This is a genomic window from Mycolicibacterium psychrotolerans (assembly GCF_010729305.1).
Taxonomy (GTDB): Bacteria; Actinomycetota; Actinomycetes; order Mycobacteriales; family Mycobacteriaceae; genus Mycobacterium; species Mycobacterium psychrotolerans.
In genome coordinates, this window is the sequence record NZ_AP022574.1 from 3,794,953 (window position 1) to 3,820,567 (window position 25,615).

General features: G+C 70.0%; 22 protein-coding genes and 1 pseudogene. 4 read left to right on the forward strand and 19 right to left on the reverse strand.

Going from position 1 to position 25,615, the window contains the following annotated elements; all coding sequences use genetic code 11:
* Window positions 1-2: 2 nt before the first annotated feature.
* Genes rfaE2 through G6N45_RS18555 form a run of 6 tightly spaced genes read right to left on the reverse strand, consistent with a single transcriptional unit; the run spans window position 3 to window position 7,173 of the window.
* Complete coding sequence (gene rfaE2, locus G6N45_RS18530; RefSeq protein WP_163723571.1) at window positions 3-1,400, reverse strand: D-glycero-beta-D-manno-heptose 1-phosphate adenylyltransferase; 1,398 nt, start codon at window positions 1,398-1,400, stop codon at window positions 3-5.
* Window positions 1,397-1,966, reverse strand: coding sequence for a D-sedoheptulose-7-phosphate isomerase (locus G6N45_RS18535; RefSeq protein WP_163723572.1), 570 nt, complete (start codon window positions 1,964-1,966; stop codon window positions 1,397-1,399). The genes rfaE2 and G6N45_RS18535 overlap by 4 nt, the downstream gene beginning before the upstream one ends.
* Window positions 1,963-2,991: a glycosyltransferase family 9 protein gene (locus tag G6N45_RS18540; RefSeq protein ID WP_179965199.1), complete on the reverse strand. Its 1,029-nt coding sequence runs from the start codon at window positions 2,989-2,991 to the stop codon at window positions 1,963-1,965. The genes G6N45_RS18535 and G6N45_RS18540 overlap by 4 nt, the downstream gene beginning before the upstream one ends.
* Window positions 2,988-4,496 (reverse strand): HAD-IIIA family hydrolase, encoded by a 1,509-nt coding sequence (locus G6N45_RS18545; RefSeq protein WP_163723573.1) that lies wholly within the window; start codon window positions 4,494-4,496, stop codon window positions 2,988-2,990. Before G6N45_RS18545 ends, G6N45_RS18540 begins: the two co-directional genes overlap by 4 nt.
* Window positions 4,493-6,151: a carbamoyltransferase family protein gene (locus G6N45_RS18550; protein WP_163723574.1), complete on the reverse strand. Its 1,659-nt coding sequence runs from the start codon at window positions 6,149-6,151 to the stop codon at window positions 4,493-4,495. The genes G6N45_RS18545 and G6N45_RS18550 overlap by 4 nt, the downstream gene beginning before the upstream one ends.
* A 14-nt stretch (window positions 6,152-6,165) precedes the next feature.
* The gene (locus G6N45_RS18555; protein ID WP_246228720.1) at window positions 6,166-7,173 is read right to left on the reverse strand and encodes an NAD-dependent epimerase/dehydratase family protein; all 1,008 of its coding nucleotides are present in this window, start codon (window positions 7,171-7,173) and stop codon (window positions 6,166-6,168) included.
* On the opposite strand from G6N45_RS18555, the gene G6N45_RS27835 reads away from it, so the two are divergent.
* Window positions 7,172-8,059 (forward strand): glycosyltransferase family 2 protein, encoded by an 888-nt coding sequence (locus G6N45_RS27835; protein ID WP_179965201.1) that lies wholly within the window; start codon window positions 7,172-7,174, stop codon window positions 8,057-8,059. The genes G6N45_RS18555 and G6N45_RS27835 overlap by 2 nt on opposite strands.
* A 4-nt stretch (window positions 8,060-8,063) precedes the next feature.
* Here G6N45_RS27835 and G6N45_RS18565 read toward each other — a convergent pair whose 3' ends face one another.
* The 3 genes from G6N45_RS18565 to G6N45_RS18575 all read right to left on the reverse strand — a co-directional run bounded on the left by G6N45_RS18565 (window position 8,064) and on the right by G6N45_RS18575 (window position 11,551).
* Window positions 8,064-9,275 carry a glycosyltransferase gene (locus G6N45_RS18565; protein WP_246228721.1) on the reverse strand — a complete coding sequence of 404 codons (1,212 nt, stop codon included), beginning with the start codon at window positions 9,273-9,275 and terminating at the stop codon, window positions 8,064-8,066.
* On the reverse strand, window positions 9,272-10,216 hold the full coding sequence (locus G6N45_RS18570; protein ID WP_163728666.1) for a glycosyltransferase: 945 nt from the start codon (window positions 10,214-10,216) through the stop codon (window positions 9,272-9,274). The genes G6N45_RS18565 and G6N45_RS18570 overlap by 4 nt, the downstream gene beginning before the upstream one ends.
* A gap of 171 nt (window positions 10,217-10,387) precedes the next feature.
* The gene (locus G6N45_RS18575) at window positions 10,388-11,551 is read right to left on the reverse strand and encodes a glycosyltransferase (RefSeq protein ID WP_163723576.1); all 1,164 of its coding nucleotides are present in this window, start codon (window positions 11,549-11,551) and stop codon (window positions 10,388-10,390) included.
* 199 nt (window positions 11,552-11,750) lie between these two features.
* Between G6N45_RS18575 and G6N45_RS18580 the strand changes: the two genes are divergently transcribed.
* Window positions 11,751-12,503 (forward strand): STAS domain-containing protein, encoded by a 753-nt coding sequence (locus tag G6N45_RS18580; RefSeq protein WP_246228722.1) that lies wholly within the window; start codon window positions 11,751-11,753, stop codon window positions 12,501-12,503.
* A gap of 2 nt (window positions 12,504-12,505) precedes the next feature.
* Here G6N45_RS18580 and katG read toward each other — a convergent pair whose 3' ends face one another.
* Entirely contained in the window at window positions 12,506-14,749 is a 2,244-nt protein-coding gene (katG, locus tag G6N45_RS18585) for a catalase/peroxidase HPI (protein ID WP_163723577.1), read from the reverse strand.
* Between the two features lie 33 nt (window positions 14,750-14,782).
* Window positions 14,783-15,220 (reverse strand): Fur family transcriptional regulator, encoded by a 438-nt coding sequence (locus G6N45_RS18590; protein WP_163723578.1) that lies wholly within the window; start codon window positions 15,218-15,220, stop codon window positions 14,783-14,785.
* Window positions 15,221-15,333: 113 nt separating this feature from the next.
* On the opposite strand from G6N45_RS18590, the gene G6N45_RS18595 reads away from it, so the two are divergent.
* Window positions 15,334-16,119 (forward strand): SDR family NAD(P)-dependent oxidoreductase, encoded by a 786-nt coding sequence (locus G6N45_RS18595; protein ID WP_163723579.1) that lies wholly within the window; start codon window positions 15,334-15,336, stop codon window positions 16,117-16,119.
* Here the strand turns inward: G6N45_RS18595 and G6N45_RS18600 are convergent.
* From G6N45_RS18600 to G6N45_RS18630, 8 genes and pseudogenes are all read right to left on the reverse strand, one after another.
* Complete coding sequence (locus G6N45_RS18600; RefSeq protein ID WP_163723580.1) at window positions 16,073-17,383, reverse strand: acyltransferase family protein; 1,311 nt, start codon at window positions 17,381-17,383, stop codon at window positions 16,073-16,075. The genes G6N45_RS18595 and G6N45_RS18600 overlap by 47 nt on opposite strands.
* A gap of 58 nt (window positions 17,384-17,441) precedes the next feature.
* Window positions 17,442-18,416 carry a hypothetical protein gene (locus tag G6N45_RS18605; protein WP_163723581.1) on the reverse strand — a complete coding sequence of 325 codons (975 nt, stop codon included), beginning with the start codon at window positions 18,414-18,416 and terminating at the stop codon, window positions 17,442-17,444.
* A gap of 169 nt (window positions 18,417-18,585) precedes the next feature.
* Window positions 18,586-20,823, reverse strand: a complete 2,238-nt coding sequence (locus G6N45_RS18610) for an NADP-dependent isocitrate dehydrogenase (RefSeq protein ID WP_163723582.1) — start codon at window positions 20,821-20,823, stop codon at window positions 18,586-18,588.
* Window positions 20,824-21,024: 201 nt separating this feature from the next.
* A complete protein-coding gene (locus G6N45_RS28310) occupies window positions 21,025-21,648 on the reverse strand; it encodes a zinc-binding dehydrogenase (protein ID WP_308207121.1) in 624 nt (207 codons plus the stop codon).
* Between the two features lie 61 nt (window positions 21,649-21,709).
* Window positions 21,710-22,009: pseudogene (locus G6N45_RS28315) on the reverse strand (alcohol dehydrogenase catalytic domain-containing protein); the annotation flags it as partial.
* A 61-nt stretch (window positions 22,010-22,070) separates the two neighbouring features.
* Window positions 22,071-23,354, reverse strand: a complete 1,284-nt coding sequence (locus G6N45_RS18620; protein ID WP_163723583.1) for a cytochrome P450 — start codon at window positions 23,352-23,354, stop codon at window positions 22,071-22,073.
* Between the two features lie 21 nt (window positions 23,355-23,375).
* Complete coding sequence (locus tag G6N45_RS18625; protein WP_163728672.1) at window positions 23,376-24,764, reverse strand: NAD(P)/FAD-dependent oxidoreductase; 1,389 nt, start codon at window positions 24,762-24,764, stop codon at window positions 23,376-23,378.
* 11 nt (window positions 24,765-24,775) lie between these two features.
* Window positions 24,776-24,991, reverse strand: a complete 216-nt coding sequence (locus G6N45_RS18630; RefSeq protein WP_163723584.1) for a ferredoxin — start codon at window positions 24,989-24,991, stop codon at window positions 24,776-24,778.
* A 294-nt stretch (window positions 24,992-25,285) separates the two neighbouring features.
* Here G6N45_RS18630 and G6N45_RS18635 point away from each other — a divergent pair, with 294 nt between their 5' ends.
* Window positions 25,286-25,615, forward strand: a complete 330-nt coding sequence (locus G6N45_RS18635; protein WP_163723585.1) for a cupin domain-containing protein — start codon at window positions 25,286-25,288, stop codon at window positions 25,613-25,615.

Genomic DNA, 25,615 nt, shown 5'->3' on the forward strand with positions numbered 1-25,615 from the left:
TCTTACCTTTCCGTGGGTTGGCCCGACCGCGCGGCGGCGATCAGGGCGGACGAGGAGTAGCCGGCGACCGTGGGCACGATCACGACGTCGCCGCCGTGGCGGGTCACCACGTCGGCCTCGGGCAGTTGGTCGGCGGTGTAGTCGCCGCCCTTGACCCAGATGTCGGGCGCGATGGCGTCGAGGAGGTCGGCGGGAGTCGCCTCGTCGAACACCGCGACGGCGTCGACGCACGCCAGCGCGGCGAGCACCCGGGCGCGGTCCTCGGCAGGCATCACCGGGCGGCTGGGTCCCTTCAGGGCGCGCACCGAGTCGTCGGAGTTGATCAGCACGATCAGGGCGTCACCCAACTCCCTTGCGGTGCGCAGCAATCGGATGTGCCCGGTGTGCAGCAGGTCGAAGCACCCTCCGGTGGCGACGACGGTGCGACCTTCGGCACGCAGCCGGGCGGCCAGCGTGACCGCGTCGGTGGTGCCGTGGTCGGTGTCGGCCAGCGGGCCGCCGTGTGCGGCGGGCACCGGGCTGGAGACCCCCGCCGCCCCGCCGGCGGCGACGAAGCGGGCGGCGGCGTCGACCGCGGCCGCGACGGCCGCCAGGGTGTCCGCGCCCTCGGCGAGCGCGGCGGTGGCGGCGACGGCGAAGCGGTCACCGGCGCCGCAAGTGTCCTCGCGCACCGATCCGGTGGCCAGGGCCGGGGTGACGACGTGGGTTCGGGTGCCGTCGGCGCCGAACACCCGTGCCCCGCGGGCACCCAGCGTGACGCACACCGCGTCGGCGTCCCAGCGGTCGCGCAGAAGCTCACCGGGCACCCGGCTCGCTCCGCAGAAGTGTTGTGCCTCATCCTCGTTCGGCGTCACGAGGCGGCAGCCCGGAACGGGGTCGGCCCCGCGCGGATGCGGATCCCACACCACCGGGGTGTGGGCGGCGGCCGCGCGCAGCGCTTCCCGCAGCGCGGGCAGTGCCGCCACTCCCCTGCCGTAGTCCGCCACGCAGATCGCGCCTGCGCCGGCCAGCGCCTCGGCGGCCGCCCGCGGCAGCGGGCCCGGCACCGGGGCCGCGTCCCCGCGGTCGATGCGCAGCACCGACTGTCCGCCCGCGCGCACCCGGGTCTTGCTAACCGTGGAACCGCGCATCGGCAGCGCGACCACCCGCACGCCAGAGGAGGTCAGCAGCTCCGAGAGCTGTCGGCCTGCCGCGTCGTCGGCGACGCCGGTGATCAGCACGACGTCGTCGTGGGTGCGGGCGGCCAGTAAGGCGGCCAGGCCGGCGCCGCCGGGCCGCTGCCAGCCCCGTTCGACGTCGACGACCGGCACCGGCGCCTCCGGGCTGAGTCGTGTTGCGCTGCCGTCGATGTCGATGTCGAGGAGGGCGTCGCCGACGATCACCAGCGGAGAGGCCGTCATGAGCGCACCGGCCCGAGGATGCGCTCGTCGACCGCCATGCACAACGCGTGTACCAGGAGCAGATGCACCTCCTGCACCGTCGCGGTCGACGGCGCCTCCACGCAGATCGCCTCCGTGCACGTGGCGGCCAGCGGATTGGGCGCGGGCCCGGTCAGCGCCCAGGTGGTCATGCCGATCTCGTGGGCGGCTTTGACCGCGGTCAGCACGTTGTGACTGGTTCCGCTCGTCGACAGGGCCACCAGGACGTCGCCGGGACGACCGTGCGCGCGGACCCCGCGCGCGAAGATCTCGTCGCCGCCGTAGTCGTTGACCACCGCGGTCAGCGCGGAGGTGTCGGCGTGCAGCGCGATGGCCGACAGCGGTCGCCGTTCGTCTTTGAAGCGGCCGACCAGTTCGGCGGTCAGGTGCTGTGCTTCGGCGGCGCTTCCGCCGTTGCCGCAGGCCAGCAGCCGCCCGTCGCCTGTCAGCACGTCTGCCAGGTGCCTGCCCCAGGCGTGCACCTGGTCGATGTGGCCGCTGGTGCGGCGCACGGCGTCGATCAGCTCGTCGAAATGCGTTGCGATCATCGGGATCCTCCTCGGTGCGCTGTGCTGTGCACTGCCTCCAGCAGCGCGCTGTCGGTGATGTCGTCGAGGCATGTGTGGCGGTCCAGCGGGCATGTCCGCGCCCGGGTCGCCCGGCACGGCGCCTGCTGGTCGCCGAGCACGGTGACGGGCACGCCGTGGGGAGCCCACTGCGAGGCGGGCACCACCGGGGCGAACAGCGACACGATCGGCGTGCCGACGGCCGCCGCCAGATGGGCGGTGCCGGTGTTGGGGGCCACCACCACCCGGGCGGCGGCGAGCACCGCGGCCAGTTCAGCGAAGGTGGTCCGGCCGCCCAGGTCGACGGCGTGCCCGGCGGCGACCTCGGCGGTCAGTTCGCGTTCGTCGGGTCCGCCGGTGACGACGACGCGGTGCCCGGCTGCGGTCAGGGCCGCGACCATCGCACGGGCGCGTTCGGTGCTGGGCCGCCGGGCCGGGACTGCCGCCCCGGGATGGAAGACGAGGAACTGGTCCGTCCCGATCCGCTGCCTCAGCTCGGCCGGCATCGACGGGATCCCGGTGACCCGCAGCGCCCCGGCGTCGGCATCGGAAAGCCTGCAACCCGCCGCCTCGGCCAGCGACAGCGCGCGCAGCGGCTCGGGGATGCCGTCGGGCACCTGGTGTCGCAGATCGAGCAGGCTGCCCGGGTAGTCGACGCTGATCGCGCCGACCCAGCCGATGTCGGACATCCGGCACAGCAGCGCCAGCGGCAGCGGTGACTGGTGAAACGAGGTGAAGATGTAGGCGCGGTCGGGTGCGGTGTCCCGCAGCCGCTTGATCAGATCGTCGGCGTGGGCCGCGGTGAGTTCGGGTGAGTCGAAATCGACCCAGGGCGCCTGCCATTCGATGATCTCGTCGACGCCGGGCAGCAGTTCGGCGGCGGCCCGGCCGCGGGGGCCCGCGAGCATCACGATCCGGTCGTGCCGCCGGGCCACCGCCCGGATGGCCGGGCCGGTGATGAGGACGTCGCCGGCGCTGTCGAGGCGGGCGACCAGTGCGGTGCTCATGTCCTTCGGCCCCATGCCGGACTCAGCACCATGTCGACGGCGGCGGTCAGGGTGGGCGCGACCTCGGCGCGCGGGTGCGACCGGGCCGCGGAGATCTCCTCGACCCGGGTGCGGTCGGTGGGCACCAGGATGGCGCGCGCACCCGCGCTCAGGGCGGCCCGCACGTCGCCGCCGGTGTCACCGATGAGCACGCACCGCTGCGGCGGAACACCCAGCGCGGCCGCTGCGGCCACCACCATGCCCGGCGCAGGCTTGCGGCAGGCGCAGCCTTCGTCCTCCCCGTGCAGGCACACATGCCAGCTGTCGAACGGCCCGAGCTGACCTGCCACCTCGGCGTTGACCTCACCCAGTTGCTCGGGGGTGATCAGCCCGCGCGCCACGCCCGACTGGTTGGTCACGATCGCCAGCAGCAGCCCCCGTGCCCGCAACCGGTCCAGCGCGCGCCGGGCGCCGGGCATCGGCACCACGCCGCGCGGGTCGTTGAGGTAGGGGCCGTCCTCGATCAGGGTGTCGTCGCGGTCGAGCAGCACCGCAAGCGGCGGTTCGGCGTCGGCGTTGCGGTGCTGCCATTCTCCGGCCACCCGGTGACCGACCGCCAGCGGTGGAATCAGCATGCTGCTGACCAGGATTCGGCCGAGCTCGGCCGCCGTGCGGGATCCCCCGCGGTATCGGCGGATCGCGAAATCGGCGGTCAGCGCCGCCCAGGCCGAACCCGCGACAGACGCCGCCCGGGGTCGGCGCGCGACGAGTGCAAGCAGCGCCCCGGCGGCTGCCGCCGTGGTGGCGGTGTGCGCGGGCAGTCGTCCGTTGCCCTCGCCGATACGCGCCCGCCAGCGCGGGCCGAATTTGCGTCGCATCAGTGCGTTGTCGCGGTTGCCTGCCTGGACGCGCAGTGACGTCCGCCAGGTCGCGGGCGCGACCGGGTGCTCGCTGCGACGGGCGCCGACGGCGATGCGGTGGCCCGCGGAGGTGATCCGCAGGGCGATGTCGGAGTCTTCCCGGTAGGCGCGCGGGAAGCGGGTGTCGAAGCCGCCGACCTCGACCAGTACGTCGCGGCGGTAGGCCATGTCGGCGGTGATCCACTGGGCGGTTGCCAGGCGCAGCGTGCGCTGCTCGTCGTCGGTGGGTCTGCCGGTGTTCTCGCGGGGGACGTCGAGACGGCCCTGCGACCCCGCGGCACCCGCCGCGTCGGCCGCCGCGAGATCGGTAGCCAGTGCGGAAAGCCATGTCGGCGTGGGCAGGACGTCGTCGTCGAGGAAGCACACCCAATCGGTGTCGGCGGCCCGCCACCCGACGTTGCGGGCCGCGGCCGGCCCGCGCCCTCCGCTCTCGAGCACCTTGACCGTCAGGTCGCACCGCAGTTCCAGGGTCCGGGGTGCGGGCCGGTCGTCGACGACGATCACCTGCGCGGGCCGGGGTCCCTCGCCCCGGTCCAGCGCGGTGATCAACCGCTGCAAGGAGTCCCGGCCGATCGTCGGGATCACGAGCGTGGCATCGAGCGTCACGGGTGCCGCCGGATCAGGAAGGGGCCCAGCACGAGCACGTCGATCGGCGCGCTGCCGAAGCACTCCAGTGCATCGACCGGGCTGTCGACCATCGGCCGGCCCGCGGTGTTGAAGCTGGTGTTGACCAGTACCGGCACCCCCGTTCGTCGGGCGAAGTGCTCGATGGTCGCGTGCAGCAGCGGGAGGCTCTCGTCGACGGTCTGCACCCGCGCGGTGCCGTCGACGTGCGTCACCGCGGGGATGCGGTCGCGCCAGGCCTCGGCGACGTCGTGCACGAACAGCATGTACGGGCTCGGCAGCGGTCCACGACCGAAGATCTCGGCGGCGCGGTCGGCCAGCACCATGGGCGCCACCGGGCGGAACTGCTCGCGACCCTTGACGTCGTTGAGCCGCTCGAGATTCTCCAGCCGGCGCGGATCCGCGAGCAGCGAGCGCCCGCCCAGCGCGCGCGGTCCGAACTCCGAGCGGCCCTGGAACCACCCCACCAGCTGGTTGTCGGCCAGCAGCTCACCGACGGTGTGCGCCAGGTCGTCGGGACGCTCGTAGCGGACCGCGGCGCGGTCGAGGACGGCCTGGATCTCTGCGTCGCTCCATCCCCGCCCCAGCTGCGCCGAGCTCATCGGGGTGATCGGCTCGCCCTCGTCGGCAGCGACCGACAGCGCGGCCCCCAGCGCGGTCCCGGAATCGCCCGCGGCAGGCTGCACCCAGATGTGGTCGAAGCCGCTCTCGGCGTGAAGACGGGTGTTCGCAACGCAATTGAGGGCGACGCCGCCTGCAAGGCACAGGCTGTCGGTGTCCACCCGCTCGCGCAGCCACGACACCAGGTCGAGCAGGACCTCCTCGACGACCTGCTGCACGCTGCACGCCAGGTCGGCGTGCACCGGTTCGGGCCGGGCCAGCGCCGATGCGTGCTCGCCCTTGGCGGCGACGCGCTGGGGTGCGAAGTCGGTCCACTCGATGGGCTCGGTGCGGAATCCGCCGTCCGGGCAGGCGTAGACGCGCTCGCGCATCGCCTCGATGAACCGCGGGCTGCCGTAGGAGCCCATCGCCATCACCTTGTACTCGTCGCTGGACCGGGTGAAACCCAGGTGCTCAGTGAGGCTTTCGTAGAGCAATCCGAGCGAGTGCGGAAGCTCCTGAGTGGCCAGCACGTCGAGCTTGTGGTCGCGGTACACCCCGGCGAGCATCGACGTGCGTTCCCCGCGGCCGTCGACGACGAGCACGGCGCTGTCGGGATACGGCGACGCCAGCGCGGTGGACGCGGCATGGGCGACGTGGTGGCGGACGTGCCGCACCGCCGCCGGATCCAGGCCCGGCAGTGCCGTCGCCAGGAAGCGCGGCGCCCGCTGGGCGTAGAGGGTGCGTAGATACTCCCAGTCGCGGTCCAGACCGTCGGTCTGGCCGGAGTCGTCGACCATCAGCGCCGGGTCGTAGGAGTAGCCGACGGCGTCGAGGTCGCCGGGTTCGATGCCGGCCTCGGCGAGGCACCACTTCGCGGCGGCGACGGGCAGTTCCCACGTGGAGAACGGCACGGCCTGCTTGCCGTGCTTGCGCCGGGAGAACCGTTCCTCTTCGGCGGCGGCGACGATCCGCCCGTCGATCACCAGGGCGGCGGCGGGGTCGTGGAACACCGCGTTGATACCGAGGATTCGCATCGTTTCCTCCTTCTTCAGGTGGCCTGGGCGGTGGGCACGTCGGCGGTCGCGAGGACGTCGCGGAACCAGTCGACGGTGGCGGTGAGCCCGTCGTGATAGCTGACGCTGGGTTCCCAGCCGAGCAGCTCGCGGGCCTCGGTGATGTCGGGGCACCGGCGCTGGGGGTCGTCGGTGACGGCGGGATGGTGCTCGATCGGCACGTCGGCGCCCGCGAGGCCCCGGATGATCTCGGCGATCTCCCGTACCGGCAGTTCGACCGGGTTGCCGATGTTGACCGGTCCGGTCACCGGGCGTGCCGCCAGCGCGATCAAACCGGCGACGGTGTCGTCGACGTAGCACAGTGAACGGGTCTGGGTGCCGTCGCCGGCCACGGTGAGCGGCATGCCGCACAACGCCTGCCGGCAGAAGGTGGGCACCGCCCGGCCGTCGTCGGGCCGCATGCCGGGCCCGTAGGTGTTGAAGATGCGGGCCACTCCGATGTCCGTGCCGTGGTCACGGTGGTAGGCGAAGGCGAGCGCCTCGGCGTACCGCTTCGCCTCGTCGTAGACGCTGCGGGGACCGATGGGGTTGACGTTGCCCCAGTAGCTTTCGCGCTGCGGGTGCTCCAGCGGGTCGCCGTACACCTCGCTGGTGGAGGCCAGCACCACCCGCGCCCCGCAGCGGTCGGCCAGGTCGAGCACGGTCGCGGTGCCCACCGCTCCGGTTCGCAGCGTGGCCAGCGGCAGCCGGAGGTAGTCGGGCGGCGAGGCCGGTGAGGCCAGGTGGAAGATCGCGTCGAAGTCCATGTCGGCCCACGGCTGCGGCAGCGGCGCGGTGATGTCGTGCTGCGCGAACTGGACACCGGGCGGCAGTTCGGCGAATCGCGGGGCGCTCGTCGACAGGTTGTCCACACACACCACCTGCGTTCCCGCGGCGGCCAGCGTGGCGCACAGATGGCGGCCGACGAAGCCCTCACCGCCGGTGACCAGGACGTGGCCGAACCGGGTTTCGGCCGGCGCGCTCCGGGTAGCACCATCGGCCATGACTTCAGAGCCGCGAGGTGCCCGCACGTCGTTCGTCATCGCCAGCCGGAACCGCTCCGCCGAGTTGGCCACGGTGCTGCGTCTGCTGCTCGACACGACGAACTCTCCGATCATTCTGGTGGACAACGCCTCCGACGACGACTCGGTGGACATGGCGCGACGCGTCGCGGACGGCTCGGCCGGCCGACTGACGGTGATCGAGCTGGAGGAGAACCTCGGTGCGGTCGGCCGCAACGTCGGGGTGGCCGAGGCGTCGACACCGTACGTGGCGTTCTGCGACGACGACTCCTGGTGGGACCCGGACTCGATCGGCTTCGCCGAATCGCTGTTCGACGCGTACCCCACGCTCGCCGTGCTGGCCGCGCGAACCCTGGTGATGCCGGGCAGGCGTGAGGACCCCATCGTGGCCGACCTGGCGTCCAGTCCGCTCGGCCATGATCCGGCGCTGCCCGGGCCGTCGATCCTGGGTTTTCTGGCCTGCTCGTCGATCGTGCGGGCGTCGGCGTTCGAAGCGGTCGGCGGGTTCTCGCCGATCATCCATTTCCGCGGGGAGGAGACCCTGCTGGCCTGGGACCTGGCCGCCCACGGCTGGGACCTGTGCTTCTGTGAACGGCTCACGGCCTTCCACCAGCCGTCGACCGAGCGGGCCACCACGTCGGCGCAGGACGCCCGCACCATGCGCAACGCGGTGCTGACAACCTGGCTGCGGCGGCCGCTGCGGTACTGCCTGCGCTCCGGTGCGACGTTCGTGCGGGCCGCCGCCGGCGACCGCGACCACGCGGTCGCGCTGGGCGAGGCGCTGCGCGCGTTGCCTGCGGTGCTGGCCGCCCGCCACCGGCTGCCCGCCGACACCGAGCGGTGCCTGCGCGTGCTCGAAAGCGCCTGAGCCGTCACGACGTCGACCCCGCCATGCGGTCGTAGACCGCTGCCGTCTCCTCGGCGACGCGCTGCCACGAGTAGCGTTGCTGGACGCGCGCCCGGCCTGCGCGCCCGAGCGCGGCGCGCAGGTCGCGGTCCGACAGGATCGGGTTGATCGCGTCGGCGCAGCGCTGCGGGTCGCGCGGCGGCACGAGGCGCCCCGTCACCTCGTCGACGACCGTGTCGAGCATGCCGCCCACCGCCGACGCCACGACCGGTACCCCGCACGCCATCGCCTCGAGGGGGACGATGCCGAACGGCTCGTACCAAGGGGTGGCGGCGACGACGTCGGCAGACCGCAGCAGCATCGGCATCTCGTCACGGGCGATCGCGCCGTACAGGTGCACCCGGTCGGCGACACCGCACTGGGCGGCAACGGAATTGAGGCGCTGAGCCTCGGCATCGGAATCGAGCTCGGATTTGTCGGGGCCCCCGACGATCACCAGCTCGGCGGTCGGCATCTGCGGCATGGCGCGGATGACCGTCTCGAATCCCTTGCGCGGCACCAGCCGGCCCACCGAGACGATGCGCTGAGGTTTTCCGTGGGTGGCGGCGGGCCCGATGTGGCTGAACTCGGCCGGGTTCACCCCGCAGGGCACCACCGACATCGCGGACTCCTCGCGCCCCATCCGCCGCAGCTCGGCGACCTCGTCGGTGCAGGTGGCCGCGACCCAGTCGACGCTGCGCGCCAGTTCCGTCTCCAACCGGATGCGCTCGTCGGGACTGGTGTCGTCACGGCCCTGGTGCCGCCGCTTGACGACGCCGAGCGCATGGAACGTCTGCACCACGGGCACACCGTGGCGCCGGGCCGCCCGAAGGGTGGCCAGCCCCGACATCCAGAAGTGCGCGTGCGCCACGTCGGGCCGCCACTGCTTCCACTGCTCGGCGAGGAAATCGCCGAACTCCGGCATGTACTGCAGCAGTTCGTCTTTGGGTAGCTTCTTCGGCGGCCCCGCAGGCACGTGCACCACCGCGTATCCGTGTTCGGTGTCGACGCGATCGAGCAGGTCGGTGTCGTCGCGCCGGGTGTACACGACGACCTCGTGTCCCTGCGCCGCCAATGCGGCCGACAGTTCCGCGACGGCCACGTTCTGACCGCCGGCGTCGACGCCGCCGAGTAGCGCCAGCGGACTGGCGTGTTCGGACACCATCGCGATCCTGCGCCGCGAACTCTGCGCATTCATTCGCACACCTCCTCGATCAGGCGGTCCCAATCGGCGAGGAAGCGATCGAGGCCGAAATGGGCCAGGGCGTGTTCGCGGGCCGCCTTGCCCGCGACCTCGGCGGCGGCGGGGTCGGAGACGAAGCGTGCCAGCGCTTCGCCGAGCACTCTGCGGTCGGCGCTGACCACCCCCGCGTCGGGCGGAACCGCCAACGGGGCCATCGTCGAGGCGACGGCCACCACCGGCATGCCCGCGCACATCGCCTCCAGCAGCGACAGGCCGAGCGACGTCCACCGTGCGGTGTGCAGGTACACCCTGCGGCGCGCCACCTCGTCGAGAACCGCCGCACCCGATATGTCCCCCCGGCCGGAAACTGTTCCGGCGCAGCGTGGGTCGGTGTTGAGCTCCTCGGTGCCCATGCCCCACACGTCGATCGGCGCGTGCCTGCTCAACGGCGCGAGCAGGTCGGCTCCGACGGTGCGCCAGCGCCGCACCGGCTCGTTGATCATCGCGGCCGCGGCGGCGATCTCCCCGGTGTAGCGGCTGCCCCGGTCGGCCACGCCATGCCCGATGACCCGGGTCGGCGCTGCGCCGCTGTCCCACATCAGCTCGTTGAACTCGGTGACGTGCACCAGCGGGATGTCCGACCGGTCGGCCAGCGGATGCACGCTGTCGACGGCGTAAGGCCGCGGCGCATTGTGCTCGACGTACACGGCCGCCACGTCGGTGCCCGGCCGGCGGCCCAGAAGCCTTGTGGCGAGGTCGATGTCGGCGGGCCGCTGCAGCACCACCAGATCGACGTCGGTGCCGGGGAGGTCCTCGACGCGGACCTCGCGGGCCTGCGGCCACTGTCGGCCGGCCAGCCCACGTCCGTCGGCGTCGCGGTGTTCGTCGACCGGGATCAGATACCGGTGCCTGCCCGCGACGAACGACTCCGTCCAAGAACCGTGCACGTGCCAGATCAGCACGTTGCGTGGCACCTGAAGCGAAGGCATGAGGCGCGAAATACCCTTAAGAGAATTCACCAAACAAGAAACGCCTGGAAAAGTTGGGACCGCTCTGAGCTGCGAAAATGCTGCGCCAACAGGTGAATTGGCGCAGCATCGACTGCCCGGGTGGCTCCGTCGGCGCTCTCAGGCCGAGATCGCGCCGGCACGCCGGGCGGCCGCGTCGTAGACCACCTCGGCGTCGGTGGCGACGCGGTCCCACGAGTAGCGCGAGCGAGCCCGGGCCCGCCCGGCCAACCCCATCCCTTGGCGCAGCACGTTCTGCGCCAGGATCGAGCGGAGCGCGCGGCTCAGGGCCGCGGGGTTGCCCGCCGGTACCAGCAGCCCCGTCACTTCGGCGATGACCGCATCCCGCGGTCCACCGGTCTCGGTGGCCACCACCGCGGCACCGCATGCCATCGCCCGCAACACCGTTCGCGCGTCCGGGTCGTACGGCGCCGGACAGACCGCGACGTCGGCGGACCGCAGCCAGGAGGCGACCTCGCGGTCGTCGGTCGTGGCGGCGACCTGCACGCGCCCGCTCACCCCGAGGCGGTCCGCGGTGGCGCGCAGATGCTTGATGCCGTCGTCGTCGGCACCGCCGTCGCCGATGACGACCAGTTCGGCGGCCGGTAGCGACGGCAGGATCGCAAGCACCTGATGGAGGCCCTGGTCGGCCGAGAAGTCCTGCCCGAGTGCGACGATGCGGTGGCGCTCGGCCCCGCGAGCCGCGGTCTCGCCGTCCGCGCTGTAGGCGTCGACGTCGACGCCGGAGGGCAGCACGCTCACCTGCGCCCGGGGGCAGCCCATCCGGATGACTTCGTGCATCGCATCGCCGCACGCCGTGGTCACCATGGTGGCGTTACGCGCCAGCAGCGTCTCCAGCTTGACGGCGGTGCCGTGCATCGACGGAGCGCCTCCCCGCGGCTGCTGTCGCGTCGCCAACTGATGGAAGGCCTGCACGATGGGCACCGGTCGGTGCTTGGCCGCCAGCTGAGCGGCCATGCCGTAGGCCCAGCCGTGGCAGTGCACGGCGTCGGGCGGGTCCGCGGTCCAGTCGTCGATCAGGAACCGGCCCATCTCTCCGATCATGGGCATCAGATTCTCGGCGCTCCCGTCGCCGTCGGCATCCACCGGAAGGGCGACCACACGGTAGCCGCCGTCCGCCACGCCGCTGTCGATCCGAGAGCCGGTGAGCACGCGCACGTCGTGGCCCCGCCGCGTCAGTGCCGCCGCCAGGCTCGCCACGTCGTATGCGCCCCGCGCGTTCGGGGCGCGGCCCGGCAGATCGCCCACTATCGCCAGCCTCATGCCTGTGGGAAGTCCACAAACGACTCGGGCCAAACCAACGACCGCGAGCACTTCGTTCAGGGGACCGGACAATTCGTGGACTGGATGACCAGATCGGCCGATGGGGGACTGCCGCCGCGGGATCCGGGTACACGACTCGAAATGAGCTTCGCGCGGAAAGGCAGTGCGGTTGCGGCATGCGGGCGCCGAGGACCTCCAGATGACTGACCGCCGTCAGCTGATGATCTCGGCGGGCCGGTCCTCAGGGGTCACCGTCATGGCGATCACCGGAACGTTGGACAGCCGGACCTATCGACAGGTGCGAGACAGCGTGATCGACGCCGCGGTGACCGGCCTGACAACGGTCATCGTCGACGTCAGTGGACTCGAAGCACCCGCGGTGAGCGCATGGACGGCGTTCAGTAGCGCACGCTGGCACGTCCTGACCTGGCCTGATGTCCCCATCGTGCTGGTGTGCGACAACGAGGTGGGGCGAGCACGGATCCGGCGCAGCGGCGTGACGCGGTATGTGCCCCTGCACGGCGATCGGGTGGCCGCGGTCGCCGCGGCCGGCGATGATCACCGCCGACGGCGGCGCGCGCAGACCCAGTTCGACGCGACGCCGTCGAGCATGCGCGCCGCGCGCCGGTTCACCGCCGACCGCCTCACGGCCTGGGCGCGCCCGGACATGGTTCTCACCGCGTCGACCGTGGTGACGGTGTTCGTCGAGAACGTGCTCAATCACACCCTGAGCCGTCCGGTGGTGCTGGTGGAGACCGTCGACGACGTCGTCACGGTCGCGGTCAGCGACTCCGATCCCCGGCCGGCGGTACGTCAGGAGAACCCGCGGAGCGGCGCCCACACCGTCTCCGGCCTCGCGGTGGTCACGGCGGTCAGCCGTGCCTGGGGCTGCAGCCCCACGGCGGGCGGGAAGACGGTGTGGGCGTTACTCGGTCCGGAGAACCGGCTCTGACCTCAGCGCAGGTCGAACCGGTCGTTGTTCATCACCTTGACCCAGGCAGCCACGAAGTCCTCGACGAACTTGCCGCGGCTGTCGTCCTGCGCGTACACCTCGGCGATGGCACGCAGCACCGAGTTCGAGCCGAACACCAGGTCGTTGGCCGTGGCGGTCCACTTCAACTCGCCGGTGGCCCGGTCGCGGCCCTCGTAGACGTTCTCGGTCGCCTGCGACGGCTTCCACTCCGTGCTCATGTCGAGCAGGTTGGTGAAGAAGTCGTTGGTCAGCGTGCCCGGCGTCTGGGTGAACACACCGTGCTTGGTGCCGCCGTGGTTGGCGCCGATGACCCGCAGGCCGCCGATGAGAGCGGTCATCTCCGGTGCGGTCAGGTCGAGGAGATACGCCTTGTCCACGAGCAGCTTCTCCTGCGGGGTCTTCTCCCCCGGACGCGCGTAGTTGCGGAAGCCGTCGGCCTGGGTCTCCAGCACCGCGAACGACTCCACGTCGGTGTCCTGCTGCGACGCGTCGGTGCGGCCGGGGGCGAAGTGCACGTCGATCTCGTAACCGGCGTCCCTGGCGGCCTTTTCGACCGCGGCGGAACCCGCCAGCACGATCAGGTCGGCCAATGAGATCTTCTTCCCGCCCGCCGCGGAGGCGTTGAAGTCCTGCTGGATCTTCTCCAGTGCCGGCAGCACCTTGTCCAGCTCGGACGGCTCGTTGACCTCCCAGTTGCGCTGCGGCTCGAGTCGCAGCCGCGCCCCGTTGGCGCCGCCGCGCTTGTCCGTGCCGCGGAAGCTGGCCGCCGACGCCCACGCCGTCTTGACCAGCTGCGGCACCGACAGCCCCGAAGACAGGATGGTGGCCTTCAGCGAAGCGATATCCGCCTCGTCGACCAGTTCGTGGTCAACGGCAGGCACCGGGTCCTGCCACAGCTGCGGCTCGGCGACCCACGGGCCGAGGTACCGGCTCACCGGCCCCATGTCGCGGTGCATGAGCTTGTACCACGCCTTGGCGAAGGCCTCGTTCATCTCTTCGGGATGATCGAGCCAGCGCCGGGTGATCTCGCCGTAGATCGGGTCGACACGCATCGAGATGTCGGTGACCAGCATGGTGGGCTTACGCGGCGGTCCGCCGAACGGATCCGGAATGGTGGCCTCGGCGTCCTTGGCCTCGAACTGCCAGGCGCCGGCCGGGCTCTTGGTCAGCTCCCATTCGTTGCCGTACAGGAGCTCCAGGTAGCCGTTGCTCCACTGCGTCGGCGTGCCGGTCCAGACGACCTCCAGACCGCTGGTGACCGTGTCGTTGGCATTGCCGGTGCCGAACGGGCACTTCCAGCCCAGACCCTGCTGCTCGATCGGCGCGCCCTCGGGTTCGGGGCCGACGTTGACATCGGCCGCGCCGTGGGTCTTGCCCAACGTGTGGCCACCGACGATCAGCGCGGCGGTCTCCTCGTCGTTCATCGCCATCCGGCCGAACGTCTCGCGGATGTCGTGCGCTGCCGCCAGCGGATCCGGCTTGCCTTCCGGCCCTTCGGGATTGACGTAGATCAGGCCCATGGTGGTGGCGCCGAACGGTTCGGCGAGCTTGCGGTCCTTGTCATTGCTGCCGCCGTAACGCTTGTCGGTGCCCAGCCAGGTGTCCTCCTGGCCCCACAGCATCTCCTCGGGCTCCCAGATGTCCTCGCGGCCGAACGCGAAGCCGAAGGTCTGGAATCCCGCCGACTCCAGCGCGGCGTTACCCGCATACGCGATCAGGTCGGCCCAGGAGATCTTGTTGCCGTACTTGCGCTTGATCGGCCACAGCAGCCGACGCGCCTTGTCCAGGTTGGCGTTGTCGGGCCAGCTGTTGAGCGGGGCGAACCGCTGCGAGCCCTGCCCGGCGCCGCCGCGGCCGTCGAAGATGCGGTACGTGCCGGCGGCGTGCCAGCTCATCCGGATGAACAGACCGGCGTAGCTGCCGTAGTCGGCGGGCCACCAGTCCTGTGAGGTGGTGACCACGTCGATGACATCGCGCTTGAACGCCTCGACGTCGAGCTCGGCGAACTCGGTCGCGTAGTCGAAGTCCTCACCGAGCGGGTTGCCCTTCTCGTTCTGCCTGTGCAGCACGGAGACGTCGACCTGCTCGGGCCACCAGTCCTTGTTCGTCAGCGGCGCATGGACTTTCGGCTCCGGCGAGTCGATCACCGGGTTCTCGCTCTCGCTGTGGCTGTGGGTCTTGGTGTCTGAATGCGGCGGGCGGGCATCGGACGTATCAGAGGACACAACATTCCCTTTCGGTGGTGGATGACGTGCTGATCACGGATGTGATCGGGTCTGCAGGGTGCAGTCGGGGCACAGGCCCCAGAAGATGACCTCGGCCTCGTCGACGTCGAACCCCAGATCGTCCGACGCGGTCAGGCAGGGCGCCTCGCCCACGGCGCAGTCCACGTCGGCGACCACACCGCAGGATCGGCAGACGATGTGGTGGTGGTTGTCGTTGACGCGGGCCTCGTAGCGGGCCAGGTGGCCTGCGGGCTGGATGCGCCGCACCAGACCGGTCGCGGTCAGCGCGTTGAGCGCGTCGTAGACGGTCTGGCGGGAGATGTCGGGCTGTTCGTCCCGCGCGGCGTTGATGATGACCTCGGTGTCGGCGTGCGGATGGTGTTCGACGGCGTGCATCACCGCCATCCGGGGGCGGGTCACCCGCAGCCCCACTGACTTGAGCGCGTCCGCGTACTGAGGATCGTCGGCCATCGGTTCGATCTTGGTCCCTTTTCTGGATGGGATCAAGTTTTTCGCGAAAACAGTTGGCCACGAACACCCAAACGCGTCGTGTGAGGCGCGCGCCGGCGGGTATGGGGCCGCGCATGAGCCAAGCAGAACTCGCACTCGTCACCGGAGCGTCCAGCGGCATCGGCCTCGAACTGGCGCGTAACTTCGCCCGCAACGGTTACGACCTCGTGGTGGCCGCAGACGACGACGCCATCCACGGCGTTCCCGCGGAGTTGGCCTCGCACGGCGGCGCGGTGCAGCCGGTCCAGGTCGACCTGCGCACCCCTGAGGGCGTCGAGCATCTTTTCGCCAGCACCGTCGAGGGCGGCCGGACGTTGACGGCCGCCGCGCTCAACGCGGGGGTCGGACGCGGTGAGATGTTCCTCAAGAGCGAACTGTCCGACGACCTGAGCATCATCGACCTCAACGTGCGCTCCACCGTGCACCTCGCCAAACTGGTGCTCCGTGACATGGCCAACCGCGACAGCGGCAAGGTGCTGTTCACCTCGTCGGTGGCTTCGATGATGCCGGGCTCCTACCAGCCGGTGTACAACGCGTCGAAGTCGTTCGTGCAGTCGTTCGTCAAGGCGCTGCAGGACGAACTGCGGGACACCTCGATCACGGTGACCGCGCTGCTGCCCGGGCCGACCGACACCAACTTCTTCGCCAGGGCGAAGATGCTGGACTCCCCGATCGGCAAGATGGGCAAGGACGACCCGGCCGAGGTGGCCCGCCAGGGCTTCGAGGCGTTGATGCGCGGCGACCGCCAGGTGGTCGCCGCATCACTGAGCTCCAAGCTGATGGGCACGGTGTCGCGGGTGCTGCCGGATCCGGTCAAAGCGGCCGGGAGTCGACTGATCTCGGCTCCGCTGGGGCGCTGATCCCCGAGACCCCCGCGGCCCCCGACGCGGCGATCCTCGCGGCCGCCACCGCCGCCACGAACGCCGCGAGCGCCACCCACCCCCACCCGGCGAGGCCGAACTTCGCGGTGAGCACGAGTGCCACCCCGGCCGCGCAGACCAGTGCGCCGGTGACCCCGGCGCGCGCGCCGCGGACCGGCGCCGGCGCGTCCCACCACGGCAACCGGCGGTGTTCCAGCGGCGAGAGCACCGCGAAGAACACGCCCATCACCAGCGCGAACACGACGGCGCGCATGGCCAGCAGCGCCCAGAAGTGCGGTGCGTGCACGTCGTAGGCGTCCAGCCCGAGGGCGTTGAGGCCGAAGGTGGCCACCGCGATCGCCGGGATGTGCCACAGGTACAGCGTCATCGCCCCGGCGTTGCCCGCGGCCACTGCGCGCCACACCCGCGGCCGCTGCGCCCAGCGCTGCAGCACCCCGGCCGTGAGCACGAAGGCGCACGACATCCACGTGCAGTGCAGCGCGAGCAGCAGCGTCGGCGGCGACACGTTGGAGACGTGCTCGGCGCCGGTCACCACGAGCGACACGTCATAGGGTCCGGCGGCTGCGAGCAGCAACTGCGCGGCGAAGGCGGCGAGCCCGGTCGCCGCGGCGACGCGGACGCCCAGGAGCCGACGGGCGTACGCCACGCCGAAGAGCACCGGGATCAACCAGACCACCAGGAAGTTGGAGACACCCGCCGCCGGGTCGCCGGTCGCGAAGCGTGCCGCGTCAGCGAGCGCAGCAGCGATCAGCAGGCCGGCGAGCACGGCCCCGACGGCACGGCCGGTTCCCAGCCTGGTCAGCGCCGGCACGAAGGCGAGCGCCAGGAGGTAGACACCCAGGAACCACAGCAGCGCCACGCTCTCGCGCCCCACCCGGTCCGCCGAGTCCGCACCGAGCAGCACGCGGAGCACGAGGAGGCCGACCATCCACGCGGCGAGGTAGACGAACACCGGTCGGCACAACCGCTGCGCCCGGGTGAACAGCCAGGCGCCCCACGGTGTGGCCGCGCGGTAGCCGTAGGCGCCCGCGGCGCCGCCCGCGAGGAAGAACAGCGGCATGACCTGCGCGATCCAGGTGACGGGCGCGATGGCGGGCAGCGCCCCGATCAGGTTGGCGATGTGCACGCCGCGGTCGTCGACGGTCGCCAGCAGCAGCGCGCAGTGCCCGAACATCACGACGACGAGGGCGGCGAGGCGCGCGACGTCGACGGCCCGGTCGCGATCGGGTGTCGTGGTGGTCATGGCGCCAGCATGCCCGCTGGACGGGCTTCGGCGAATGAGTAGTACTACGCCGGTGTGCTCAGGGCAGTGCGCCCAGGAAGACGCTCAACGGTCCGTTCGACGATTCGGCCGGGGTGGGCGCCGTCGCGGTCGGCGTCGTTGCGGCCGAAACCGGTACGGGTGCGACGACGGCCTGGACGGGACCGGCGGCCAGTTGAGAGCCGGTGAGGTGCGGCTCGCCGATCAGGCTCGAGAGGGTCTGCGGTTCGTCGGTGGTGATGCCGGCCGCGGCGGCGCTGGTGGCCGGGATCTCCTGAACGTCCTGCACGGTGGCGATCTGCGGGACGGTGGCGCTCGGTGTGTCGGTGTCGATGTCGGCCATCGCCGCCGCGGGCGTCTCGTCGGGGCCGGCGGCCGACACCTCGGCGGGCGTGGGCGGGGCGGCCTCGACGGGCTGAGCCATCGGGGCGGCCACGGGAGCGGCGGCCGGCGGGGGCGCGGGAGCGGCCGCCGGCGCCGCGGCGGGGGCAGGTACGGGTGCCGGTGCGGCGGAGTCGGTCACGGGTGGGGTCGAGGAGAAACCGCCGGTCAGCGCATAGATGCCGACACCGGCGACCGCGGCAACGCTGGCCGCGGCGGCGGTGGCGCTCACGGCCACCGGCACCCGCGACACGAGGCGGACGAGCATGTTGCGGTGGTCGGCGCCGCGCAGGTCGGCGCGAGCGGCGCCGTAGGCGAGGACCAGGTGGGGCGCGATGTGGCGGGCGGTGCGGTTGCGGCCCTCGCGCGCGGCGTCCTGCGACACCGTCTCGACGGTCTCGAATCCGAAGAGCCGCAACTTGGTCCGCAGCCTGATCCCGTGCGCGCGGGCGTCCTCGCTCCACGTCATCCGGACGCCGTCGATGTCGCGTTCGCTTTGCAGGGCGAACGACTGGATGCTGCGAGCGGCCGCCCTGGCTATCTCGTTCGCCGAGTCGAGGGTGACCACCTCGTCGGCGAGGATGGTGCCGTCCTTGGTGTCGACGAGCGCCCAGACAGCACTCTTCGCGGTCAACGAGAGACCCATAACCACGCGCATAGCTACCCCTAGACGACGGCCGGTGTTGGCCCTTTATTCGGCGCGTCTGTGACGGATGTTACGCAGTCGGCAAGGCGGTTTCCCGGATCGTGGCGAAACTGCAATTTACCGGCGCGGCGAATTCGCCGGGATAGCTGACCGAAAATCAGCTCGGCAGCGACTCCAGTGCGGAGTTGAAGGTCGTGCTCGGCCGCATCACCGCGGTGGTCTTCTCCCGGTCCGGGTAGTAGTAGCCGCCGATGTCGACGGCAGTTCCCTGCGCCTTGTTGAGCTCCTCGACGATGGTCTCCTCCTGCTCGGCCAGCGTCTTGGCCAGCGGAGCGAAGTGATCGGCGAGCTCCTGGTCCTCGCTCTGGTTGGCGAGCTCCTGCGCCCAGTACATGGTCAGGTAGAACTGGCTGCCCCGGTTGTCGAGCTCTCCGGTCTTACGGGACGGGCTCTTGTCGTTGTCGAGCAGCTTGCCGATGGCGGCGTCGAGCGTCTTACCCAGGATCGAGGCCTTCTTGTTGCCGGCCTTGTCGCCCATGTCCTCGAAGCTGGCGCCGAGCGCGAGGTACTCGCCGAGGGAGTCCCACCGCAGGTGGTTCTCCTCGACCAACTGGTGGACGTGCTTGGGGGCCGAGCCGCCTGCCCCTGTCTCGTAGAGCCCGCCGCCGGCCATCAGCGGCACGATCGAGAGCATCTTGGCGCTGGTGCCCAGCTCGAGGATCGGGAAAAGGTCGGTGAGGTAGTCGCGCAGGATGTTGCCGGTCACCGCGATGGTGTCCTGTCCGCGGACCACGCGCTCGATCGTGTACCGCATGGCCCACACTTGGGGCATGATCTGGATGTGAAGGCCCTCGGTGTCGTGGTCCTTCAGGTATTCCTTGACCTTCTTGCGCAGCTCGGCCTCGTGCGGCCGCTCGGTGTCCAGCCAGAACACCGCCGTCATCCCCGACGCACGCGCCCGCGTGACGGCCAGCTTGACCCAGTCCCGGATGGGCGCGTCCTTGACCACCGGCATGCGCCAGATGTCACCGGTCTCGACGTCCTGGCTCAGCAGCACCTCGCCGGTGTCGACATCGACGATGTTGGCGGTGCCGTCCTCGGGGATCTCGAACGTCTTGTCGTGGCTGCCGTACTCCTCGGCTTTCTGCGCCATCAGCCCGACGTTGGGGACCGTGCCCATCGTGGTCGGATCGAACTGGCCGTTGGTCTTACACCAGTTGATCATCTCCTGGTACATCCGGGAGAACGTCGACTCAGGGTTGACCGCCTTGGTGTCCTTGGTCCGTCCGTCCGCGCCGTACATCTTGCCGCCGAGGCGGATCATCGCGGGCATCGACGCGTCGACGATGACGTCGCTGGGCGAATGGAAGTTCGTGATGCCCCGCGCGGAATCGACCATTGCGAGTTCGGGCCGGTGCTCGTGGCAGGCGTGCAGATCGTTGATGATCTCCTCGCGCTGGGAGGCGGGCAGTGACTCGATCTTGTCGTACAGATCGGACATGCCGTTGTTGACGTTGACGCCGAGTTCGTCGAACAGCTTCTGGTGCTTGGCGAACGCGTCCTTGTAGAACACCTTCACCGCGTGACCGAACACGATCGGATGTGACACCTTCATCATCGTCGCCTTGACGTGCAGGGAGAACATCACACCGGTCTCGAAGGCGTCCTGCATCTGCTCTTCGTAGAAGTCGCAGAGCGCCTTCTTGCTCATGAACATGCTGTCGATGATGTCGCCGTCGTCCAGCTTCACTTCGGGCTTGAGCACGATCGTCTGACCCCCGGTGGTCACCAACTCCATGCGCACTGTGCGGTCTTTGTCCAGCGTCATCGACTTCTCACCGTGGTAGAAGTCGCCGTGCTTCATGGTCGCCACGTGGGTGCGCGACGCCATCGACCACTGCCCCATGCTGTGCGGGTGCTTGCGGGCGTACTCCTTGACCGCCTTGGGGGCGCGGCGGTCCGAGTTGCCTTCGCGCAGAACCGGATTCACTGCGCTTCCGAGGATCTTGGAGTACCGCTCCTTGATCTTCTTCTCTTCGTCGTTCTTGGGCTCACCGGGGTAGTCGGGCAGGTCGTAGCCCTTGCTCTTGAGTTCTTTGATCGCGGCGAGCAGCTGAGGCACCGAGGCGCTGATGTTGGGCAGCTTGATGATGTTGGTCTCGGGGAACTGGGTGAGCTCCCCCAGTTCGCTGAGGTTGTCCGGCACGCGCTGCTCTTCGGTGAGGCGGTCGGAGAACTCGGCGAGGATGCGGGCGGCCACCGAGATGTCGCGGGACTTGACGTCGATGTCGGCGGCGTGGGCGAACGCGCGGACCACCGGAAGGAAGGCATACGTCGCGAGCAGAGGCGCCTCGTCGGTCAGCGTGTAGAAGAGGGTGGGCTGCTCGGCGCTCATGTGGTGGTCTCCCGGCGTCAGTTTCGGTCAGTACTGGGCACGTCTCGTAGCGGGTGTCGACGGCACCGGCGGTGCCCCTCTCGGCGCCTCTCCCGATGGCATCGCCACCCTCTGGCGCAGCCTACCGAACCGGCCCGCCGCAGGGATCGGTCCGGTGCGCGGTCGAGCAGAGCCGGCGCTTGCGCGGACGACGGCGTCCGGTCAGTCGTTCGGTGTGATGACTGCGCGACCTCGGATCTTGCCGTCGTGCAGCAGCTGGTAGGCGTGTGCCGCATCGTCGAGGGAGAAGTGTTCGACAAGCATGGTGATCTTGCCCGTCTGGGCGAGGCTGATGACGTCGATCAGCTCCGGAATCGCGCCCCAGAAGGGCGAGGCGACTGAACATTCCTGCGCCGGGCTGTGAAAGTTGACGGGCAGGGCTGCGTTACCGAGCCCGACGATGGTGAGATGCCCGAGGACGCGTGACACCTCAGCGGCCATCCTGAGGGTCGGACCGACGCCGACCAGATCGAGCACGAGTTCGGCGCCCTGACCGCCGGTGATGTGCTTGATGCGGGTGATGGCGTCGTCACCGGAGATCAAGGCCTCATCGGCGCCCATCCTGGTGGCGATCTTCAACTTGTCGGTTGACGTGTCCACCGCGACAACGGTTGTCGCTGATGCCAACGCCTTGAGAACCTGGATCGCCATTTGGCCGAGGCCGCCTGCGCCGATGACGACGGCGGCGGAGCCAGGCCCCAGCAGATGCACGGAACGCTTCACGGCGTGATAACTGGTCAGTCCGGCGTCGGTCAGCGGCGCCGCCTCGGCGGGGATCCAGATCACCAAGAGGAATCAGATGGCGCGTCGCCGGGACGAGCAGGTATTCCGCCATGCCGCCGTCGGTGCCGCCGAGCCCGCCGGGACTGGGGTACCCGGGCGTCTGGCAGTAGTTCTCCATCCCCTGTCGGCAATTCATGCAGAGTCCGCAACCCCAGGGGCCGTAGACGATCACCGGGTCGCCGGTGGTGAAACCGGTGGCTCCCGGCCCCATCGTCTCGACCCAGCCGGCGTTCTCGTGGCCGAGGGTGAACGGCAGCGTGAAACCCTTTGTCCCGGCGGGTGCTTCCAACAGATGGAGATCCGAATGGCAGGCGCCGGCACCGCCGACCTTGATCAGCACCTCCCCCGGGCCCGGTTCGGGCACCAGTACGTCGCGAAGCCGGCCCGGCTGCTGCCACTCGACGAACTGGAAAGCCTTGATGGCGTTACCTCGCCTCGGCGATCCGGTCGAACTCGACCTCGAGATGCAGAGGGCCGCGGAAGACCTGGTTCACCCGGTATGGCGGCGGGTCGACGACCAGGCGCGGGTTCTCGACGCGCCGCAGGAAGGTCTCCAGCGCGATGTTGACCTCCAGCCGGGCCAGGGGACCACCCATGCAACTGTGCACGCCGCGACCCCAGCCCACGTGCTCGTTGTCGGGTCTGTGGACATCGAAGGTCTCCGGATCGGGGAACCGCTTCGGGTCGCGGTTGGCCGCGCCGTACAGCAGGTGCACCGCCGAGCCCGCCGGGATGATGGTCCCGCCCACCGCGATGTCGGCGGTCACGCTGCGGCTGGGGAAGAATTGCACCGCGGACTGCAACCGCAGCACCTCTTCGATCGCCTTCGGGATCAGTTCGCGCTTCTCGCGCAGCAATTCGATCGACTCGGGATTGCGCAGCAGGGTCAGCACGCAGTGCGCGATGGTGTTGACCGTGGAGTCGTGCCCGGCGATCAGCAGCAGCATCGCGTTGGCCGCGGCCTCCTGCGGCGTCATCGGCCCGTCGGGTCCGTCCGTGTCGTTGACCAACTTGGACAACACGCAGTCCTGCGGTTCCGTGAGGAACCCCTCGATCAGCTCGGCCATGTACGCGGTCAGCGCGGCACTGCTCTCCTGCCCTTTTCGCTTGCGCGCCTGGCCTTCCTCGGTTTTGGCGTCCGGGCCCATGTCCGTGCCGACCATGAAGTCGAAGATCCAGCCGTGGAAGGTGGGTTCGTCCTTCAGTGGGACACCGAGGATTTGGCAGATGACCGCGACCGGCACCGGATAGGCGTAGTCGTCGACGACGTCGAACGTGGCGCCTCCCCCGGCGATGACGTTGTCCAGCAGCTCGTCGCACAGCGACTGGATGCCAGCCGCCATGTCGGGAATGACGTGCGGCGAGTGCGGCGGCGCGAAGTGCCGCATCACCTGGCGGCGCTGCTTGTCGTGCTTGGCCGGGTCCGACACGATCAGGCTGGCTTCCCGGCCGTAGGCCTGCATGTGCTCGGCGCCTACATCGGGCTGCGCGTGCGCGCCCGGCTGCGCCGAAAGAGGACTCCGCGAGATGTCGGAGCTGACATGCGGGTCGTGCGCGAGCTGAAGCAGCTCGCGGTATCCGGTCACCACGTAGACCCTGTCGGCCACCTGTACGACCGGCGTCTGGCGGAGCTCGTCGAAGAACCGATACGGGTCGTGGCGGTTCTCGTATCTCATCGCCTCGGTCCAGGCGGTTTCCGCGGTTGTCATGGGTGCTCCAGTTCTGGCGGGCTAGCGGCTCTTGAGGCGGAACTCGGCGCCCCGCGAGGTCGGGTCGTGGCCGGTCAGCACGACGTCGGGGATCCCGGTCGGTTCCCGCGGATCCGGGAATCGGGCCGACATCACCTCGGAGTTCGCCGGCACGTCGTACCCCGCCGGTGGAGGCGGGAACGGTGCCGACTGCTCGATCAGCCTGCCGTAGTACTCCAGCCACTTGCCGTGGTTGAAGGTGATGGCGCCGACGATGCGGCCGTTCTTGCCGAACGCGGCGGCGAACCGGAGGTCCTCGACCGAGCCCTGGGTGAACACGATCTCGTCGCCGAAGGAGCACACTCCGACGCCCTTGATGTTGACGCCGAACTGGCCGGACCAGAACTGCGGCAGCGGCAGGTGCGGACGCCGGCCCTTCTCGAGGCTGACCATGTTGTGTGCCGCGGTCTGGGCGCCCAGCACGGCGGCGTCCACATGCTCGATCGCCATGAACTGATACTCGTAGAGCACGTGGGGTGCCCGCGCTATGTCACCGGCGACGAAGATGTTGTCGGTCACCACGCCGTTGATGTCGAAGGCCCGGCACCCGGCATCGCAGGCGACTCCCCAGAACCCGGCGGCGAGTTCGGAACCCTCGAGCCATTCGACATTGCGGATCGATCCCAGCGACGCCACCACCACGTCGACGTCGAGCAGCGTCCCGTCCGACAACTGGGCCTGCCGGACGTGGCCGTCGGCGTCGCCCTTCAACGCCTCCACAGCCACTCCGGTGCGCAGGTCGACGCCGGCGTCGCGATGCATCTTGGCGGCGATGTCGCCGATCACCCCGCCGAGCGGCCCCACCAGCGGGGCGCTCGAGCGCTCGGCGACCGTCACGTCCAGTCCGAGGTCTCGACAGACCGAGGCCATCTCCGAACCGATGAAGCCCGCGCCCACGATCAGGACCCGTTTCGGACGGGCCTTGAACGCCTCCTGGATACGTGCCGCATCATCGCTGGTGCGCAGCGTGAACAGGCCCTTCAGCTTGGCTTCTTCGGGGTTGAACCATGCGCGGGACCGGACCCCGGTGGCGATGAGCAACCGGTCATAGGGCACCGTGTCGCCGTTGGCCAGCACCACTTCGCGGTTGTCGCGGTCCAGGCGGGTCGCCGCGACGCCCAGGCGCCAGTCGGCGTCGACGGCACGCAACCGGGGAAGCTTGGTGTTGCCTGCCGGGACCCATCCCTTGAGCACCTGCTTCGACAGCGGCGGACGGTCGTAGGGCTCGTGGACCTCGTCGCCGATGATGGTGAGCGAGCCGGTGAATCCCTCATCGCGCAATGCCTCCGCGGCACGCAACCCGGCCAGCGACGCTCCGACGATCACGATCCTGCCTTCGGCCTTGAACGTTCTGACGAGCTCGTCGATCATCGGGTAGGAGGTCACAGCGTCGTCCTGTCCGCGGGCGGATCCATCTCGGCGATGATCGCCTGAACCGGGCAGGACGCCACCGCCCGCGCCACCTGCTGACGCTGCGATTCGTCGGGGTTCGGGTCGTAGGCGAGGGCTTCCTCGCCGTTGAGTTGCAGCACCTCGGGTGCGAGCGGGACGCATTGGGCGTATCCCAGACAACGATTGAGGTCGACGACGATACGCATGCCTACTCAGCTCCTTGTCAACCGGCGCTGAGGGCTGGATCAGCGCAGCCCCGCATTCGGAGCGGTCGCGCTGACGCTACGGTAAATGCAGCTTCCTCACGCTGTTATGGGCGAGGTTCTCCTTCCGGCCGAGCAGCGGTTGACCGTGTTCGGATCGCCCGTCCGGAAAGTCCTCGCGCAGAACGTTTCTCAGACGAGACTTCGTGGGCGATACCCGCTCACGTCAGTACCGCTCACCGACCGTGCAGGCGTCCGAGGTTGACGTGCCCGATTCGCGGGCATGGAATGGCAGTCATGCAGAAGGTGTCGATCGAAGCCCTGGCCCGCCAACAGCTCGAGCGCGCGCTCGCCGGTGGCCGCAACGCAGCCGACACGGTGGTGGGTGGGCACGAGCGCATCCTTCGCCAGACGGTCGTCGGCATGACCGCGGGTTCGGAGATGAGCGAGCACGAGAACCCCGGCGAGGCCACCATCTACGTGCTCAAGGGGTCGGTGCGGCTGATCGCCGGCGAGCAGCAGTGGGACGGCCGCACCGGCGACCTGCTGATGATCCCCGACAGCCGGCACTCGCTGCTCGCGCTGGACGATTCAGCGATCCTGCTGACCGTCGCCAAGCGTCCCTGA